The 19,614-nt window shown below is 42.0% G+C and carries 9 protein-coding genes; all 9 read left to right on the top strand.

Annotation, left to right across the window (positions count from 1 at the left end; translation table 11 throughout):
- The first annotated feature begins 1 nt into the window (after position 1).
- Positions 2 to 1,777, top strand: coding sequence for a cache domain-containing sensor histidine kinase (locus tag CIB29_RS10315; RefSeq protein ID WP_094549416.1), 1,776 nt, complete (start codon positions 2 to 4; stop codon positions 1,775 to 1,777).
- On the top strand, positions 1,756 to 2,793 hold the full coding sequence (locus tag CIB29_RS10310) for a substrate-binding domain-containing protein (RefSeq protein WP_094549414.1): 1,038 nt from the start codon (positions 1,756 to 1,758) through the stop codon (positions 2,791 to 2,793). Before CIB29_RS10315 ends, CIB29_RS10310 begins: the two co-directional genes overlap by 22 nt.
- A gap of 159 nt (positions 2,794 to 2,952) precedes the next feature.
- Entirely contained in the window at positions 2,953 to 4,455 is a 1,503-nt protein-coding gene (locus CIB29_RS10305; RefSeq protein WP_094549412.1) for a sugar ABC transporter ATP-binding protein, read from the top strand.
- A 52-nt stretch (positions 4,456 to 4,507) separates the two neighbouring features.
- The gene (locus CIB29_RS10300) at positions 4,508 to 5,491 is read left to right on the top strand and encodes an ABC transporter permease (protein ID WP_094549410.1); all 984 of its coding nucleotides are present in this window, start codon (positions 4,508 to 4,510) and stop codon (positions 5,489 to 5,491) included.
- 126 nt (positions 5,492 to 5,617) lie between these two features.
- The gene (locus CIB29_RS10295; RefSeq protein WP_094549408.1) at positions 5,618 to 6,658 is read left to right on the top strand and encodes an ABC transporter substrate-binding protein; all 1,041 of its coding nucleotides are present in this window, start codon (positions 5,618 to 5,620) and stop codon (positions 6,656 to 6,658) included.
- Positions 6,659 to 7,194: 536 nt separating this feature from the next.
- The gene (gene addB / locus CIB29_RS10285; RefSeq protein ID WP_094549404.1) at positions 7,195 to 10,641 is read left to right on the top strand and encodes a helicase-exonuclease AddAB subunit AddB; all 3,447 of its coding nucleotides are present in this window, start codon (positions 7,195 to 7,197) and stop codon (positions 10,639 to 10,641) included.
- Positions 10,642 to 10,706: 65 nt separating this feature from the next.
- Positions 10,707 to 14,594, top strand: coding sequence for a helicase-exonuclease AddAB subunit AddA (gene addA / locus CIB29_RS10280; protein ID WP_094549402.1), 3,888 nt, complete (start codon positions 10,707 to 10,709; stop codon positions 14,592 to 14,594).
- Between the two features lie 14 nt (positions 14,595 to 14,608).
- Complete coding sequence (locus tag CIB29_RS10275; protein ID WP_423241303.1) at positions 14,609 to 15,865, top strand: exonuclease SbcCD subunit D; 1,257 nt, start codon at positions 14,609 to 14,611, stop codon at positions 15,863 to 15,865.
- Positions 15,865 to 19,473, top strand: a complete 3,609-nt coding sequence (locus CIB29_RS10270; RefSeq protein WP_094549398.1) for an AAA family ATPase — start codon at positions 15,865 to 15,867, stop codon at positions 19,471 to 19,473. Before CIB29_RS10275 ends, CIB29_RS10270 begins: the two co-directional genes overlap by 1 nt.
- Positions 19,474 to 19,614 lie beyond the last annotated feature (141 nt).

Here is a 19,614-nt window from a genome sequence, read left to right as displayed (position 1 = left end):
AGTGTTTAAGCAGAATAACAAGAAAAAGCAGTCCCGCAGTATACAGGCACGTATCCTTATCTATTTCTCAATATTAATTATTGCCACGGTTTCAGCGATGGGCGCCATATTTTATTATAAATCTTCCAGGACTATAGAAAAAAATGCTGATGAATATGCCTATCAGATTGTTGACCAGGTTGGAAGAAATGTAGAATACTATATTGGGTATATGGAAGATGTTTCTTCCATCCTGTACTATAATCCCATTATTAATAGCTACCTGATGACAAAACCAGAGAATTTATGGAATAAGGAAGCAGAGGAGCAAAAGATAGTAGCATTACTGGATTCCATCATGAAGATGAGAAGTGATATCGTATCCATTTATATATTTGGCAGGGACGGGCAGGTAATCACCAATGAAAGAAATTATAAGCTAAAGGAGTATGTAGATATCAGAGAACTCAGTTGGTACACAGAAGCCATAAAGAAGCAGGGCCTGCCGGTTGTCTCATCCTCCCATGTCCAGAATTTTATTAAAGACCGTCACAACTGGGTTGTTTCTTTGAGCCGGCAGATTAATGCATTTCAGACGCAGGAACATCTCGGGGTTCTTCTGATTGATTTAAACTATAAAGCGATTACAGATATATGCAGCAAAATCAACCTGGGCCAAAAGGGATATGTTTTTATTTTGGATGAAGTAGGGAATATCGTTTACCATCCACAGCAACAATTAATCTATACCAGGCTAAAGAGTGAAAATATAGAGAGAATCCTGAATACAACACAAAGAAGTTTTATAGATGCAGAAGGCAAGGAGAAGAAGCTGGTCACAATTAAAACTCTTCCTAAGGTAGGGTGGAAAATTGTAGGGGTTTCTTATCTGGACGACCTTTCACTGAGCAAAGACGATATCAGAAATTCATATATTATGATAACCCTTGTTTGCCTGCTTATTGCAACATTGATATCTGCAAAAATTGCATCCAATATCTCCCGCCCCATTAAAAAGTTGGAGGCTTTAATGCGGCGAGTAGAAGACGGGGACTTTGATGTTGATATCGACATTAGAAGCAATGATGAGATAGAACACCTGGGAACATCCTTCAAGGTAATGCTTCAGAGAATTAAAGAATTAATGAAGCAAACAAAAGAGGACCAGGCGGCTATACGCAGAAGTGAATTAAAAGCATTACAAGCCCAAATCAATCCGCATTTTTTATATAATGCGCTGGATGCAATCGTCTGGATGGCAGAGAGTAAAAAGCACGATAAGGTGGTATTGATGACATCGGCCCTTGCTAAATATTTCCGTATAAGTCTAAGTAAAGGAAAAGAAGTAATTCAGGTGAAAGATGAGATTGAACATATAAAAAACTATTTAGTAATACAGAAAATAAGATACGATAAAAAACTTGAATATACGATCGATGTAGACCAGGACATTCTAAAATATGACATACTCAAGCTGGTGCTGCAGCCCCTGGTTGAAAATTCAATATACCATGGGATAAAGAATTTACCCGGTGGAGGTACTGTCGAGATTGTTGGAAAGCAGGTGGATGACAAGATCCTGCTTCAGGTAAAAGACAACGGAGTGGGTATTCCGGAAGAAAGACTGGAAAATATTCTTCAAAGTGAAAGTGAAGACAAAGTCAGGACAGGTGGTGTCGGACTTAAAAATGTGCATGAAAGGATACAGCTTTATTATGGAGAGGCTTATGGCCTGTCCATTGAAAGCAAGGTCAACGTGGGAACGACGGTAAATGTATGGCTGCCGGTGATAATTTAATACTGGGGATTGGTGTTGGAGGTGGTAGAATGAATAGGATAACTTTAGTTTCGTTACTAATAATATCTGTGATACTGGTATCCATTATTGCAGGTCAAAATAATATTATTACAAAAAGCACTTCTAATGATAGAAGAACGGTTTATATGATTGTAAAATCAAGTGATCCGAATAACGAGTTCTGGCAAATCGTAAGAATGGGAGCGGAAACAGCGGCCAAAGAATTTAATGGCGATTTGGTTTTTACAGGTCCCCAAAGTGAGACAAATATACAGGGGCAGATAGATATTTTGGCTGACGCAATTCAAAAGAAGCCGGCAGCGATTGTATTGGCAGCTGCTGATTATAAAGCAGTGACTCCTATGGCAGAAAAAGCAGTCAAAGAAAAAATACCGCTCATTACTATTGATTCAGAGATTGATTCGAAAGCGGCAAAAAGTTTTATTGCCACTGATAATATTACAGCAGCAGAGGCCATAGGAGAAAAGCTGGCACAACTTATAAACAGAAAAGGCAAAGTTGCAATCGTAAGCCATATTCAGGGCACTACCACTGCTATGGAAAGGGAAAAAGGCTTTATGAACACAGTGTCAAAATATAAGGATATAGAAATAATAGGTAAGTTCTACAGCAAAAGCAGTCCCGAGGAAGCATACAGAATTACCAAGCAGATTTTAAGGGAAATTCCTGATATAGCCGGAATCTTCGGTTCAAACCAACAATCGGCAGAAGGGGTTGCTCGGGCCGTAAATGATTCCGGGATGGGGAGGAAGATAAAAATAGTTGCTTTTGACAGTTCGGAAGAACAAATCCAATATATCGAAAAGGGTATCATTCAGGCAGTTGCTGTGCAAAAGCCTTTCAATATGGGTTATCTTGGTGTAAAAACCGCCCTTATGGCTGCCCGTGGGGAGAAAGTTGAGAAAAATATTGATACAGGTTTTGAAATCATTACGAAAGAAAACATGTACAGTCCTGAAAACCAGAAATTATTATTTCCGTTTGTAGAACGGTGAATGTAAGATATACTTTATAGGCTATTGTAAAAACAGTAGCCTTATTTTTTTGTGTAAAAGACAAGAAAATATTCAACCATGATAGGAATTTATTCTATTCATCCTCCAGGCCATTTGGCCTATAATAAGTTCATGACAAAAAGGGAGGAGGATAAAGGAATGGATCAGGTTCTTGTTTCAATGCAAGGAATAGAAAAGTCCTTTCCTGGTGTTCATGCACTCAAACAGTGCCAATTTGAGTTGCGCTCTGGTGAGGTGCACGCCCTGCTCGGTGAAAATGGCGCTGGTAAGTCCACGCTGATGAAAATACTCACTGGTGTATACACGAAAGACGCAGGCCGCATCCTTTACAAGGGTAATGAAGTCGAAATTCCCAATCCAAAAGCGGCGCAAGACTTAGGTATCAGCATCATCCATCAGGAGCTCAACTTGATGCCCCACCTTACGGTGGCACAGAATATTTTTATCGGACGTGAATCGCGAAAAGGTGTTAAGTTTCTAGTGGATGAAAAGGAGATTAACGATAAGACGCGGCAGTTGCTTGATATGCTGCGTCTGGATTTGGACCCGCGCACCAGGGTTGCGGATCTTACCGTTGCCAAGCAGCAGATGGTTGAAATCGCCAAGGCGCTGTCCTTTAATTCCGAGGTGCTGATTATGGACGAGCCGACGGCAGCATTGACCGAATCGGAAATAGAAGAACTCTTTCGGATTATTCGTGAGCTTCGTGATAAGGGTGTGGGAATTGTTTACATCTCTCATCGTATGGAAGAGCTCAAGCAGATTTGCGACCGTATCACCGTCATGCGCGACGGCTGCTATATCGATACGGCTAATATGCAAGATGTTACAATTGACCAGATCATCAGCATGATGGTCGGCCGGGAGATTTATGAGACTTCGCGTCCAATCACGGAAAATGCCAGCCAGGAAGTCGTGCTTGAGGTAAAGAACCTCAATCGGGGTCGCGTGATTAAGGATGTCAGCTTTAAACTGAAAAAAGGCGAAATCCTTGGCTTTGCAGGATTGATGGGTGCCGGGCGCACAGAGGTGGCGCGTGCTATTTTCGGGGCAGACCCCGTTGACTCGGGAGAGGTTTATGTGCTGGGCCAAAAGGCATATATCAAAAGTCCCAGTGATGCTGTCAAGTATGGCATCGGTTATCTCTCGGAGGACCGTAAGCGCTATGGCCTGACACTGGGGATGGATGTGGAAACCAACATTGTGCTCGCTACCTACAAAAAATTTCTGGGTTTTCTCGGCTGGGTGAACCGTGCCAAGACCCGTGCTGAGGCGGAATATTACGTTGACAGTCTCAAAATTAAAACACCCGGCATACACCAGAAGGTCAAGAATCTTTCAGGCGGTAATCAACAGAAGGTCGTCATTGGCAAGTGGTTGACCCGCGACTGCAATATCTTGATATTTGATGAACCTACGCGCGGTATCGATGTTGGTGCCAAGAGCGAAATTTACAAGTTGCTCAACGATTTGGCAGAACAAGGCAAGTCAATTATCATGATTTCTTCGGAGTTGCCGGAAATTTTGCGCATGAGCCACCGGGTAATCGTAATGTGTGAAGGCCGCATCACGGGTGAACTGACTGCTGCCGAGGCCACGCAAGAACGTATCATGCAATTTGCCACCAAACGCGGGAAATAATGCGTGTTGTTGGTGTTGTTTCAAACAAAACTGAATTCGGGGGTCTGTAGATATGGAAAGTAAAGTTGTTCAAAACAAAAGTGCTCAAAAGAAATCCCTGGTCAATTCAGACGCCGCACAAAAATTGTTTGCATTCGCCAGCTTGATTTTATTGTTTATTGTATTTTCAATCGCATCACCCAACTTTGCAAAGTTTGACAATATTGTGGGTATTTTATTGGCGACTGCAGTTAACGGCGTACTGGCTGTGGGGATTACGTTTGTTATCATAACCTCAGGTATTGATTTGTCCATCGGTACGGTTATGACTTTTTCAGCGGTGATGACTGGTGTGTTTATAACATTTTGGAAACTTCCAATTCCTGTTGGGGTATTGGGAGGTATATTGGTCGGTGCGTTATGCGGTTGTATTAACGGTACGGCTGTAGCTAAAATGAAAATCCCGCCGTTTATTGCAACACTGGGCATGATGATGGTGACCAAAGGTCTTTCACTGGTTGTCTCGGGTACAAAACCAATTTATTTTACTGATACACCTATGTTCACAAAGATTTCCATGGGTACCGTGGGTGGTATTCCGAATGCCGTGTTGATTTTCTTCGCGGCAGCGATTATTGCAAGTGTGATGTTGTCTAAGACAGTATTAGGGAGATATACTTTTGCTCTTGGAAGTAATGAAGAAGCTGCCCGTCTTTCGGGTATTAATGTTGACAGGTGGAAAATTGCTATCTACGCGCTGGGTGGAACTTTCGCCGGGTTAGCCGGCGTTATGATGGCATCTCGTTTGAATTCTGCCCAACCTGCGCTGGGCGCCGGTTACGAGATGGATGCAATTGCAGCAGCGGTTATTGGCGGAACATCCCTAAGCGGTGGTGAAGGAAGCATCCTGGGCACAGTAATAGGTGCTTTTGTTATCACTGTCCTCACCAATGGTCTGCGTATACTCTCTGTTCCGCAAGAGTGGCAGACAGTGGTTACTGGAGTTATCGTCATAGGTGCTGTATACATGGATATTATACGTCGCCGTAAGTCGTAAGTAATGTTTTTTTAAAAATGCTTATTTTAGCAAGTAAATTTGCAGAAACCTTATTAAGGTATTTGCTCCTGACAGGAGTGTAATACAATAAATAAAATACTAAAAAATCTTTAGGAGGAGATTGACATGAAGAAGTTCAAAAAACTATTTTCTGTACTTGTGAGCCTGCTGCTTGTTGTGGCGCTGTTAGGCGGCTGTGGCCAGAAGCCGGCTGACACTAAGCCAGCTGATACCAAACCAGCTGATACTAAACAAGCCGACACAAAGCCAGCAGATACTAAAACGGCTGATTCTGGTGAAATCTACATCCCTATTATCTCCAAGGGCTTCCAGCATCAGTTCTGGCAAGCTGTTAAGGCAGGTGCTGAAAAGGCTGCGAAGGATTATAACGTAAAAGTAACTTTCGAAGGCCCAGAAACCGAGGCTATGGTTGACAAACAGATTGAAATGCTTCAGGCTGCACTCGGCAAAAACCCCAAAGCTATTGCTATAGCTGCCCTGGACAGTAAAGCAGTTCTTCCACTTCTCGAGAAGGCAAAGGCTGCCAACATCCCTGTTATCGGATTTGACTCTGGTGTAGACAGCGATATTCCGGTTGCAACTGCTGCTACCGACAATGTTAAGGCTTCTGCTGTGGCTGCTGACAAAATGGCTGAGTTGATCGGCGGCGAAGGTGAGGTTGCCGTTATCGTGCATGACCAGACCAGCCGCACCGGTGTCGACCGCCGAGATGGTTTTGTTAACCGCATTAAGGAAAAATATCCGAATATAAAGATCGTTGACATCCAGTATGGCGGTGGTGACCAACTCAAATCTACTGACCTTGCAAAAACTATTATTCAGGCTCATCCGAATCTCAAAGGCTTCTTCGGTGCGAACGAAGGGTCTATCATCGGTGTGCTGAATGCCGTGAAAGAAATGAAGAAGGAAGGCAAGATTGTAGTTATAGGCTACGATTCCGGTAAGCAGCAGATAGAGGCGATCAAGAGCGGAGTACAGGCTGGTGCTATCACCCAGGACCCTATCGGTATCGGTTATAAGGCTGTTGAGGCCGCTGTGAAGGCTATAAAAGGCGAAAAGGTAGAGAAGAACATCGATACTGGATTCCATTGGTATGATAAATCCAACATAGACTCTGATCAAATCAAGCCTTTGTTATACGAGTAACAGATAGATATTGTTCAATCTAGAAACAAAAAAGAGGCTGTCCAAAAGAGGACAGCCTTTATTCACTTAAAAATTATGTAATTTATCTTTTCCCATTTTATACTATATGTTCCTTAAAAGCAAACCTCTTTTTGTAATTACCCCGCCATATTCTAAATACGTATGTACCTTTGATATGGTCCAGTTCTCCACACACTGTACAAAAATATGCTCTGGTGCATTTCTTCTTATGAACAATGTATAAAACCCATATCATTTTGCTTTTACAATTCTGACAATACATCCTTCCCCCTTCTTTCATATTCCGAACTTATTATTGGTGTTAATATATTTATATTCCCTTTCGTTTGTCCAATAGTCCGTAGCATTAAAAAAATGCTCTGTGGCATAATTTACTAGAATATGATATATTAAATTAAGAAGAAAAATTTTCATATAACTGGTTGGATATATAAGTTTATAGTTCATGTATCAATTCGAACAAATGCTGTAGTCTGTGGAACGTTAACTGTGAACTACTAAGGAGTGATAGACGCATGAGTCTGCGTATAATTTACGGAAGGGCCGGCAGTGGTAAAAGTTACTTCTGCCTTAATGATATAAAAGAAAGACTAAATAATGGGTGTAGCACTCCATTAATTTTATTGATTCCGGAGCAGTTTTCCCTCCAGGCAGAGAAAAATCTGCTTAAAACTATTGGTTCGGCAGGAATTATCCGGACGGAAGTTCTAAGCTTCCGCCGCATGGCCTACAGGGTGTTCAATGAAGTGGGAGGGGTCACCCGGCAGCATATTAATTCAGCAGGTAAATGCATGCTCATTTATCGCGTCATGGACCGGCTTAAGGATAGCCTTAAAGTGTTTCCGAAGGCGGTCCGGCAGCAGGGATTTGTAAATACTCTTTGCAGTACTATATCAGAGATGAAGCGGTATAATATTTCTCCACAACTGCTGGAAAATATCAGAAATAATATACAGGATGATCAACTTTTAAAGGACAAGCTTGAGGATATCAGCGTAATTTTCAGTGAATTTGAAAGTATTCTTCATCAAAGATATATAGATTCTGACGATGATTTAACCATGCTTGCTAATAAACTGGACCTGTCCCGCCAGTTTGACGGGGCGGAGATCTGGATAGACGAATTTTCCGGGTTTACTCCCCAGGAATATAAAGTAATTGAAAAGCTGCTAAAGAAGGCGCAAAGGATTAACGTTTGTTTATGTACCGATTGCCTGATGGATGATTTTGCAATTGACAGTACGGAAGTATTTTCTGCCACTAAAAATACAGCAAGAAAACTTATAAAGCTGGCGAGAGAAAATAATGTTAAAGTAGAGACGCCCATAGCATTAAAGCAGGAACCATTTTGCAGATTTAGGGATAGTCGGGAAATCAGCCATCTGGAAAAAAATATCTTTTCCTATCCTTATCGTACATATTTGGAAAAAACAAAGGATGTCACTATTTTTTCAGCAGTTAATATTTATACAGAGGTGGAGAACACAGCCAGGGATATTATCCGTCTCTGCCGGGATAGGGGCATAAGGTACAGGGACATCGCAGTAGTCACCAGAAATCTGGCAGGATATCAGAAACTGATTCAAGTCATATTTAACGAATATGGAATACCCTATTTTATTGACCGGAAGAGGGATATCAGCAACCATCCGCTGGTGCTGCTGGTGCTTTCGGTTTTAGAGATCTTCAGTAAAAATTGGTCCTATGAATCGGTTTTTAGGTATTTGAAGACAGGACTGACAGATATAGAAAAAGAGGATATAGATATTATCGAGAACTATGTGCTGGCTGCAGGAATAAAAGGAAGTACATGGACCAAAAATGAAGTCTGGGATTTTCGACTCAATCCTGGCTTTGAACAGGGGGAAATATCCGAGTATGAGCAGTCTATTTTAAATAGAGTCAATGAAATACGGCAGCGGATTATCTCACCTCTTATGAATTTTCGGGCAAAGACAAAGGGAAGAAAGAAAACAAGGGAGATATGTACTGCACTGTATGAGTTTTTATGCGAGATTAGAGTTCCCGAAAGGATAGAAGACCGAATAGAAGAATTTAAAAATTCGGGACTTATGGACCTTGCCAATGAATATGGCCAAATATGGAATATTCTAATGAGCGTGCTGGACCAGGTTGTAGAAGTAATGGGGGATGAGTATGTCAATATAGAGCGGTTTAGAGAAGTGCTTGCCATTGGATTTGGGGAATATAAAATCGGTCTGATTCCTCCCGCTCTGGACCAAGTGCTTGTGGGAAGCGTAGAGCGCTCAAGAAGCCATGAAATTAGTGCATTATACATATTGGGAGTAAATGATGGCATATTTCCTGCTGCTGTACAGGCTGAAGGAATACTATCCGATAAAGACAGGGAAAGTTTGCGTGCCCGGGGAATAGAACTTGCTCAGGATACACGGACCCGGGCCTTTGAAGAACAATATCTTATCTATATGGCACTGGCTACCGCCGGTAGATATCTGAGATTAAGTTACCCCATTGCCGACCATGAAGGAAAAACCATGAGGCCTTCCGTCATTATTTCAAGGGTGAGGAAGATTTTTCCCAATATAAGTGAATACAGCAATATTGTCAATCACGATACGGACCGGGAAAACCTTGAACTGGTAGCCACCCCCACTCCTACTTTTAGCCGGCTGATATCTGTTATACGGAGACAGGCTGAAGGGTTCGAAGTGAAGCCCTTATGGTGGGACGTATACCGGTGGTATATCCAGAATGAGCAATGGAGGGAAAAGTGTAAGACAGCACTGTCCGGATTGTTTTATTCCAACCAGATAAGCTATATTTCAGCGGATAAAATGAAGAGGCTTTATGGGAATCCTGTTTATTCCAGTGTATCCAGATTGGAAAGATTTGCTTCCTGTCCTTTTGCCTACTATGTGCAATATGGGTTGAAAGCAAAAGAAAGAAAGATATTCAGGCTGGATGCTCCGGACCTGGGAACTTTTATGCATAGTGTGCTGGACCGGTTTTCAAAATTAGTTGACGAACAGCATATGAGTTGGAGGGAACTGGAGAAAGAATGGTGTGCCCAGGCCATATCAAGCATTGTGGATGAAATGTTGCAAAAAATGTCAGGTTCTGTTCTTAACAGTTCCCAGCGCTACAGGTATCTTACCCATAGGTTAAAACGGGTACTTGCAAGGGCAGTGTGGTTAATTGCCGAACATATTAAGCGGAGCAGTTTTGAACCACTGGGCTATGAGATGTCCTTTGAAGAAAAGGGGCAATTTCCCCCAATTACCATACAACTGCCATCCGGCGAGACTGTTAAACTCGTAGGAAGAATAGACCGGGTTGATGCGCTGCAAACCGAGGCTGGTACATATTTGAGAATTATTGATTATAAATCCGGGGCAAAAGCCTTCAAATTATCGGATGTATATTATGGACTGCAAATACAGCTCATTACCTACCTGGATGCCTTATGGGAGAACGGTGGGGAAGACATACAGCATCCCATTTTGCCAGGTGGAATTCTATATTTTAGAATCAATGACCCTATCATAAAAAGTGGGGTGAATACGGCTGAGGAAGAGATAGAAAAGGAAATCATGAAGCAGTTGAAGATGAAGGGGCTGCTTCTTGCCGATGTAAAATTGATTAGAGAAATGGACAAGCAGCTGGAAGGCGATTCCCTGATCATCCCGGCGAGAATTAACAAGGGAGACGTGCTGGGCAAATCTTCCTCGGCAGCTACTATAGAACAGTTTGAGCTTCTAAGAAAACATGTTAAAAAGCTTCTCACACAGCTGGGGGAAGAGATGTTAAAAGGAAATGTGTCCATCACCCCCTATAAGAAAAAGAAATTTACTTCATGTACCTACTGCAGCTATGCGTCGGTCTGCCAGTTTGACCCTGGCATGAGCGATAATAATTTCAGAATTCTTAGGGATATGAAAGATGATGAAGTGTGGAAATTGATGAAGGAACACGGTGATTAATATGATTTCGATTTTACTCCCCACTGTTCACTCCCCACTATTTTCATATTAAGGAGGATGATATCATGAACGCCACACAATGGACCAAAGAACAGCTGGCCGCCATCACAACCGGCGGCTGCAACCTCCTGGTGGCTGCGGCGGCAGGTTCCGGGAAAACGGCAGTATTGGTAGAGAGAATCATAAGAAAGATAACTGACGATAAAAATCCGGTTGATATAGATAAAATGCTTATTGTAACTTTTACCAATGCAGCTGCTGCCGAAATGAGGGAAAGAATAGGTGATGCCATCGCAAAGGAGCTGGAAAAAAAGCCTGAGTCCAGACAGTTGCAGAAACAGTTGATGCTGCTCCACAAAGCGAGCATTACCACCATACACTCTTTTTGCCTGGAGGTTATTAGAAATAATTTTCACTGTATTGACCTGGATCCTAATTTTAGAATTGCCGATGAAACTGAAGCTGTGCTTTTAAAGATGGAAGCCCTGGAAGAGCTGTTTGAAGAGAAGTATGAGGCAGCCGACCTGCAGCAGGAATTCGAAACTGCTGTGCGGCTTGGGGACGGTTCGTCTGTCGCATGCGCTTTTCATGCGACTGAGGAACTGTCCTCATGTCGAAGCCCTGAGCAATTAGGCACTTTTTCAGCGGTTTCGGAATTCCTTCAGCTTGTAGAGTGCTACGGAGGCAATACCGATGACAAAATGCTCCAGGATATGGTATTCAACCTGCATGGATTCGTACAAAGCTCTCCATGGCCTAAAAAATGGCTGAAAGAAAAGGTTGAAGACTTTAACCTGCCTGATGATCTGGATTTTTCAAATACCGCCTGGGGCAGGGTATTAATGAAAAGCATAAAAATTGAACTTGAAGGTCTTTTAAATGCGCTGCAGGGGGCAGTAAACGTTATAAAGTATGCGGAAGGCCTTAGCCCTTATCTCGAAAATTTTCAGGAAGATATGTCGAATATAAGGATATTGTTAAAAAAATGTGATGCCACATGGGATGAGCTTTATGAAGCATTTGCTGCATTTGAATTTGGCAAATTGCCACGCTGCGCAAAAGATGCAGATAAGGAGAAGCAGGAACAGGTAAAAGCTATAAGGGAAGAAGTAAAAAAAAGGTTAAAAAAAATTAAAGAGGATATTTTTGTGTCTATTTCCCGTGAAATAACTGCTAATTTAAAACAGTTGTATCCTTTAATGAACTGCCTGGCACAGCTTGTTATTGAATTTGATGATAAATATTCTAATAAGAAAAAGGAAAAATCACTATTGGATTTTAATGACCTGGAGCATTTTTGTCTTGAAATTTTAACTGAGACAGATACAGAAGGGAATATGAAACCTTCAAAAGTAGCTCTTGGATTCCAGGAGCGGTTTGAAGAAATTCTCATAGATGAGTACCAGGACAGCAATATGGTCCAGGAAGTAATTATGAGCATGATCTCCAGACAAGATACCGGCACACCTAACATTTTTATGGTAGGGGATGTAAAACAAAGCATTTACCGTTTTAGACAGGCGAGACCGGAGCTTTTCCTTGACAAGTATAACAGGTATTCAGACCAGGAAGAGGCAAAAGAGAAAAAAATACAGCTTTATAAAAACTTCAGAAGCCGGGAAGAAGTCATAAAAAGTGTTAACTACCTATTTAAGCAGATTATGTCGGAAAACATAGGAGAACTTGATTACACCGATGAAGAAGCTTTAAATTTAGGTGCGAAATATGATGTGCTGGAAGATCCGGAAGGGACGGCAGGGGGGACGGTAGAGCTTCATATCATTGATATGAAAGACGGCGAAGATAGGATAGATGATTGGACACAAGAGTTAATCGATGATGAGGAAGCCGATGGACTGACCACAGAAGAGGAAGAGGAACTGGATAACATTCAGGCTGAAGCAAGGATAGTGGTAAAGAGAATCAAGGAGCTAATGCTGCCCGATGAAGAAGGAAGAATTTTTAAAGTATATGATAAACAGTTAAAGTCCTATAGGCCTGTAGAATATAAAGATATTGTTATCTTACTCCGTGCAACTCGGAATTGGGCTGAAATATTTGTAGAAGAACTGGGAGCACAGGGCATTCCTGCCTATGCCGATACCGGGACAGGATATTTTAACACAATAGAAATACAAACAGTGATGTCCCTTTTGCAGGTAATTGACAATCCGATGCAGGATATTCCACTTCTCTCAGTGCTGCGTTCACCCATTGCTTCTTTTACGCCGGAGGAATTGATTGATATCCGCTTGGCGGACCGGGAAAGTTCTTTCTACGAGGCTATGAAAAAAATGGTTCTTGAAGGCAGTGGTGAAACCGCCAATAAGTCGGCGGCTTTTTTACAGCGCCTTCATCAATGGAGAAAAAATGCAGCCCATATGTCTACCGATGAGCTGATCTGGTATTTATATACCGACACAGGCTATTTTAGCTTTGTAGGGGCCATGCCGGGAGGCGTACAGCGCCAGGCAAACCTGAGAATCCTTTTTGAAAGGGCACGGCAGTACGAAGAGACGAGCTATAAAGGGTTATTTAACTTTATTAATTTTATCAACAAGTTAAAAAGCAGCAGAGGAGATATGGGCAGCGCTAAAATACTGGGAGAAAATGAAAATGTAGTCAGAATTATGAGCATTCACAAGAGTAAAGGGTTAGAGTTCCCGGTAGTTTTTGTATCAGGGACCGGTAAGGGCTTTAATCTGCAGGACATGAACAAAAGCATACTGCTTCACCAGGATTTGGGTTTTGGCCCGGATTTTGTAGACTATAAAAGGAGGATTTCATATCCTACTGTTCCTAAACAGGCGATAAAATACAAGGCTAAACTGGAAAGCCTCTCAGAAGAAATGAGGGTTTTATATGTCGCCTTCACCCGGGCAAAAGAAAAATTAATTATTACGGGAGCGGTAAAGGATATTGAAAAGGCCGCCGGACGATGGTGCAGTAGTATCGGGGTAGAAGATACCAAGCTGCCGGAATATGAGATGCTGAGGGCAAAAAGCTATCTGGACTGGATAGGCAGTGCACTTGTGCGTCATAAAGATTGCAGGCCGCTCAGGCAAATTGGCGGCCTGGAGCAGGAATATCCCGGTACATTGCTTGAAGATGCTTCCCTATGGCAGGTGAAATTGTGGAATAAAAAAGATGTACTAACCGGAAAGTCAGAGATGGAGCAAAAGGAACAGGATTTTTTGCGAAAACTTGAAGAACTGGGCAACCAGGGTATATGCAGCCAATACGGCGAGGACGTTCATAGAAGATTAAGCTGGCAATATCCTTACCATATATGTGGAAGGCTTCCGAGCAAAATATCGGTAACCGAGTTAAAAAGACATTTTAATGCTGAATTTTCTGATGAGTATACAGTATCTATTTTTATACCTCCTCTTGTAAAAAGGCCTATGTTTTTAGAAGAAAGCAAGGGGTTGACCGCAGCAGAGAAAGGCACCATCATGCACTTTGTAATGCAGCATCTGGATTTAAACAAAGTCTCTACCCTTAGAGAAATAGAATTCCAGGTTGTCGAAATGATGTTGAGGGAGCTGTTGACCGAACAGCAGGCGAACGCTGTAAATCTGCATAGGATTAAAAAGTTTTTTGACTCGCCGCTGGGAAAAAGGATGCTGCAGTCCGACAGGGTAAGCAGAGAAATTCCCTTTAATATCGAACTCAAGAGTACAGAATTATATAAGGACCTGGACGAAAACACCTATGGAGGCGAAACCATTCTGCTGCAGGGAATTATTGACTGTTATTTCGAAGAGCAGGGTGAACTGGTACTACTGGACTACAAGACCGATTATATCACGGATGGGAATACAGGTATCATCAAGGAGAAGTACAGGGTACAAATTGATTACTATGCAAAAGCATTAGAAAGCATCACAGGTAAGAGGGTAAAAGAAAAGTACATATATTTGTTTGGGAATGGAGAAATCATAGCATACTAACACCAAGGAGCGTGATGACAGTGAGAATCCTTCATACGTCCGATTGGCATCTGGGAAAATGTCTTGAGAATATAAACAGGATAGATGAACAAAGAGAGTTTATTAATGAACTTTGTGATATCGTAGAGCGGGAGAACGTTGATATCGTCCTTATTGCAGGCGATATATTTGATACATATACGCCATCATCGGCAGCAGAGGAGCTTTTTTATGAAGCGGTGGACAGGCTCAATGGTAAAGGAAGAAGGGCAGTTGTTGTTATAGCCGGGAATCATGACAGTCCCGAAAGACTTTGTGCGGCAAGCCCTCTGGCATATAAAAATGGCGTAATACTGTTGGGTTATCCTGATAGTGATGCAGGTACATATCCCATTGCCGGTAAAAATGTAAAAATTGTTGATTCGGGGCCGGGATGGCTGGAACTTCATATAGGCAGTTGTGAACACCATGCTGTAATCATTGCCCTGCCCTATCCCTCGGAGTCAAGGCTGGAACAGGTATTGTCCCGGGAAGCGGATGAAGAAAAGCTTCAGCAGGCCTATTCGGATAAGATAGGGAGTATATTTGCAAAGCTTGGCGAAAAATTCAGGGATGATACGGTTAACCTTGTAGTGAGTCATATTTTTTTAAGAGGAGGAAAACAGTCAGAGTCTGAAAGGACGCTGCAGGTCGGAGGGGCGATGACGGTAGACCCGCAAGTTTTACCGGGGAATGCCCATTATATTGCACTGGGACATTTGCACAGACCCCAGAGAATAAAAAGTGCTCCGTCTCCTACGTGCTATTCCGGCTCTCCCCTTGCATACAGCTTTTCAGAAGCAGGATACAGCAAAGTAGTATACATCGTAGATGCGGTTCCAGGAAGTGAATCAGTGATTCATGAAATCACATTAAATTGTGGAAGGCCCCTGGTAAAATGGGTAGCAAAAAACGGCATGGAAGAAGCCCTCGAATGGTGCGAACAGGGCAGGGATGCCAATGCCTGGATAGACCTTGAGGTTCACACCGACAGGGTATTAACAATGGAAGAACAAAAAAAGCTTAGAGAACTAAACCCTGGAATTATCAATATAAGACCAATCATAAAGACGGCGGACAGGGAAGCAGAGGGATATCAAAGCAGGGAAACAAAGAAGATTGATGAATTATTTAAAGAATTTTATAAATATAAAGTGGGAGTAGAAGTATCCGAAGAGCTTATCAATACTTTTCTTGATGTGTTAAATGATAGTGAGGAAGATGAAGAAATGATGATGGAGGAGGTGATATAATGAGACCAAGATATTTAGAGATAGAAGGCTTGCAGAGCTTTAAAGAAACTCAAAAAATAGATTTTGACAAGCTGGGGGAAACAGGGCTGTTCGGCATTTTTGGTCCTACCGGCAGCGGAAAGTCTACCATACTGGATGCCATTACTTTAGCGCTATATGGAAATGTGCAGCGTGCAAACCGTGGTACTCAGGGTATTATTAATACCGACATGAGCAATGTCCGGGTATCCTTCACCTTTGACCTGTTAAAGGAAAATACGCGGAAGACCTATAAGGTAGAAAGAGTATATAAAAGAAAAAAAGGTTCGGACAGTTTTATTGAGGCCAGACTGGTAAGACTTTTTGAGATTGCCGGTGATGGAGATATTGTCATGGCAGACAAGGAGCGGGAGGTTACAGCAAAGGTGATAGACCTTGTAGGGCTTGATCCGGATGATTTCACCCGTTCCGTAGTACTTCCGCAGAACAAGTTCCAGGAATTCCTTCTGTTGGATAAGGCCAAAAAAAGGGATATGATGGAGCGCATATTCTACCTTGAGGAATATGGGAGAGGGTTGACCGAAAAAGTTGGCAAAAAACTATCAGATATAAGAAATAAGCTGTCCCATATAGAAGGTGCCATGTCTTCTTTAGGGGATGCCTCGGAAAAAGCATTGATAGAAGCTGAAGGAAAGATGAAAACGGCGTGGCAGGATAAAGAGAATTCGGATGATGAACTTAAAATGGCTGAGATAGAATATAATGAAGCAAAAGAAGTATGGGAGCTTGTCAATGAATTAAAGGATATCACCGATAAAGAAAAGGAACATTTATCAGGCTTAGAGGAAATAAACAATAAAAGGAAGCTCTATGAAAAGGCTGTCAAGGCCGATGGCTTGGTGGATGTCATCAGCAAATACAGGGAGGCTGAAAAGAATTTAGCGGATACCCGGCATCAGTTGGAATCAATATACAAGCTGCTGCCTGATCTGGAGACGCAAATGAATAAGGCGCAGGCCGAATATGACAGAATCCTTGAAAAGGCAGAAATAGAAATTCCCATGCTGGTAGAACTTAAAGCAAAATTTAATAATGCATTAGAGGTAAAACAGGAAATATGTGCAATTGAAACAAAACTGCAAATGCTTCGCGACAGCTATAGAAGCCATAATGAGAAGATTAGGGCGAAAGACCAGGAGGTTATCAAAAAGAAGCAGGAGCTTGAGGCATTAGAGAAAAGCATCATGGAATGCAGGCAGGATATTGAAAAGTTAAAAGTAGATGTTGACGATAGAAAACAAGTACAGGCAGGAATAAAGCTGGAGGAAGAATTAAATAAAGCCAGGCAGGACAGGGATAAACACCAGCGGGAGTATAATGACCTGTCTTCTAAAATCTGTGAACTGGAGATCAAACTTGAGGAGGCTTCCAAGCAGACACAGCTGCTGCAGGCCAAATTGGAAGAGTTAAAATCCCAGCAGGTAAAGCATGAGAGCACAAAACCGGGTGACCGGAATGAACTCATGGCGGATGAAAGAAGCTACCATGATATAAAATTAAAATGGGAAGCACTAAGGTCCAAAAAAGCAGATATAGATGCCATTAGTGCGCGCCTGGACAGTATTCATGCCCACATCCAACAGCAAGGGGAGAAATGCAAAGAAGCTGAACTGCATAAAACCAGTCTGGAGGCTTTACTTAACACCGGTCGTGAAAGGGTTGAAAAATTTAAAACACTATATGACAAAAATACGGCCTATGCTTTGGCAAAAAATTTAAGTGAAGGACTTCCATGTCCGGTCTGCGGATCTTTACACCACCCTAACCCTGCAAATGCAGTAGAGCAGCAAAAAATGCATGAAATAGAACAGCAGCTAAAACAGGCTGAAGAGCAGCTGGCCGAAACTGAAAAGAGCTATAGGTTAGCGGAGAATAATTGCATAAAACTTCATGAACAGCTTAAAGTGTTGGAAAGCCAGTCCGTTCAGACAGCAAAAGATCTAGCGCTAAAGCAGGATGAATATGTCCGGCTGGTTAACACACTTCCTCGGCATATGCAGGACTTGGCACTGGAACAACTGGAGACAGTTTTAGATCATGTCAGAGAAACAAACGAGAAGAAGCTGAAAGCAATAGAGCAATGGGAAACAAAACTGGAAGAGATAAAGAAAAGCATATCAAAACTAGAAGATGCATTATCCGGGCAGAAAATTGAAGAAAGTGTTAGAAGAGCTGAGCTGGAAATAAATAAAGATAATTTGCTCCAGCAGGAGAAGGTACTTAATGAATGCATTCATCATTTCAAGCATATATTTGAATCCTACAATATATTTATTAAGAAACTGGGTATTCAAAGTATCAGCAGTGAACTGGACAGGATTGAACAAAATGACAGGAAGATAGAAAAACGACAGCAGCAAATGGAGCAGCTGCAAAAGTCCTCAGAAACTATAAAAAAAGAGATTGAACAATTGATAGCCGATAAGCAGGCATGGGAAAGTAAAGCTGCCGATGTCCAAACGGAAGGGAGGAGTCTAAGAGAACAGCAGGAGGAAAAAATTCAGAAGTTGAAGGAACTCACGGGGGATAAAGATATAGAAGAAGGACTCAAAGAAATAGATATGAAAATCGCACTATTGCAGAAAGAAAAACAGCGGCTTACGGAGTATCTGAAAGAAATAAGGGAACAGTTTAATAATATCAGCACGCAGAAAAGCACTTTGGAGAATCAAAAAACAATTTATGTCACAAATTTGCATGATGAAATGCAAAGATTGCATACAGCACTTGAACAAAGGGGCTTTGCAAGCGTAGACGAGGTTGAAAACTGCTTATTGTCCGGTGAACAGCAGAAATGCCTGCATGAAGAGATAAAACAGTATGAAGATATTCAAAAGAAATTGGAAACTCAAAAAGATCTATTGAATAAAAAGCTGAACGGGAGAAGGATAACGGAAGAGCAATGGCAGACAATCAGTGAGAACTATCTATTAAAGAAGCAGCAGAAGGAAGACAGCATCTCACGGTATGAAAATGCAAAAAGCATTTACAACAATATCAAAAAGAATTTTGATCAATGGGTTGAACTGAACAAAGAATGGCAAAAATATAGTAAAAAGAAGGAAATGCTGGACCAGATACAAAAGCTGCTTAAAGGGAACAGCTTTATAGAGTTTATATCCGAGGAGAGATTAAGGTATATCGCAAAAGAAGCTTCTGAACTTTTAGGAGTACTGACAAGGTACAGATACACGTTGGAACTGGATACCGAAAACGGATTTGTAATCAGGGATAATGCCAATGGGGGCGTACACAGGCCTGTATCATCTTTATCCGGAGGCGAAACCTTCTTAACATCTCTATCGCTCGCATTGGCTCTGTCATCGCAAATCCAGCTAAAAGGCCAGAGTCCTCTGGAATTTTTCTTCCTGGATGAAGGTTTTGGGACGCTGGATACGAATCTTCTGGATACCGTAATAGATTCGCTGGAGAGATTAAGTACCACAAAAAGAGTCATCGGCCTTATCAGCCATGTGCCAGAACTAAAGAGCAGGATAACCCGCCGCCTTATCGTCGAGCCACCATCTTCCGATGGAAAGGGCAGCCAGGTGAGAATAGAAAAAGCGTGACAGTGGGGACGGTTCTCACTGTCACGTTCTAGGAAGATGATTCGCTTGCCGATGTTCTTCAATGCGACTAAGGAACTGTCTTTATGTCGAAACCCTGGCCGATTAAGTACCTTTTCAGTGTTATCGTATGGTTCTCATGCA

It is taken from the genome of Petroclostridium xylanilyticum (genome assembly GCF_002252565.1).
GTDB classification, from domain to species: Bacteria; Bacillota; Clostridia; order SK-Y3; family SK-Y3; genus Petroclostridium; species Petroclostridium xylanilyticum.
This window is presented reverse-complemented; position numbering and strand designations above follow the sequence as displayed.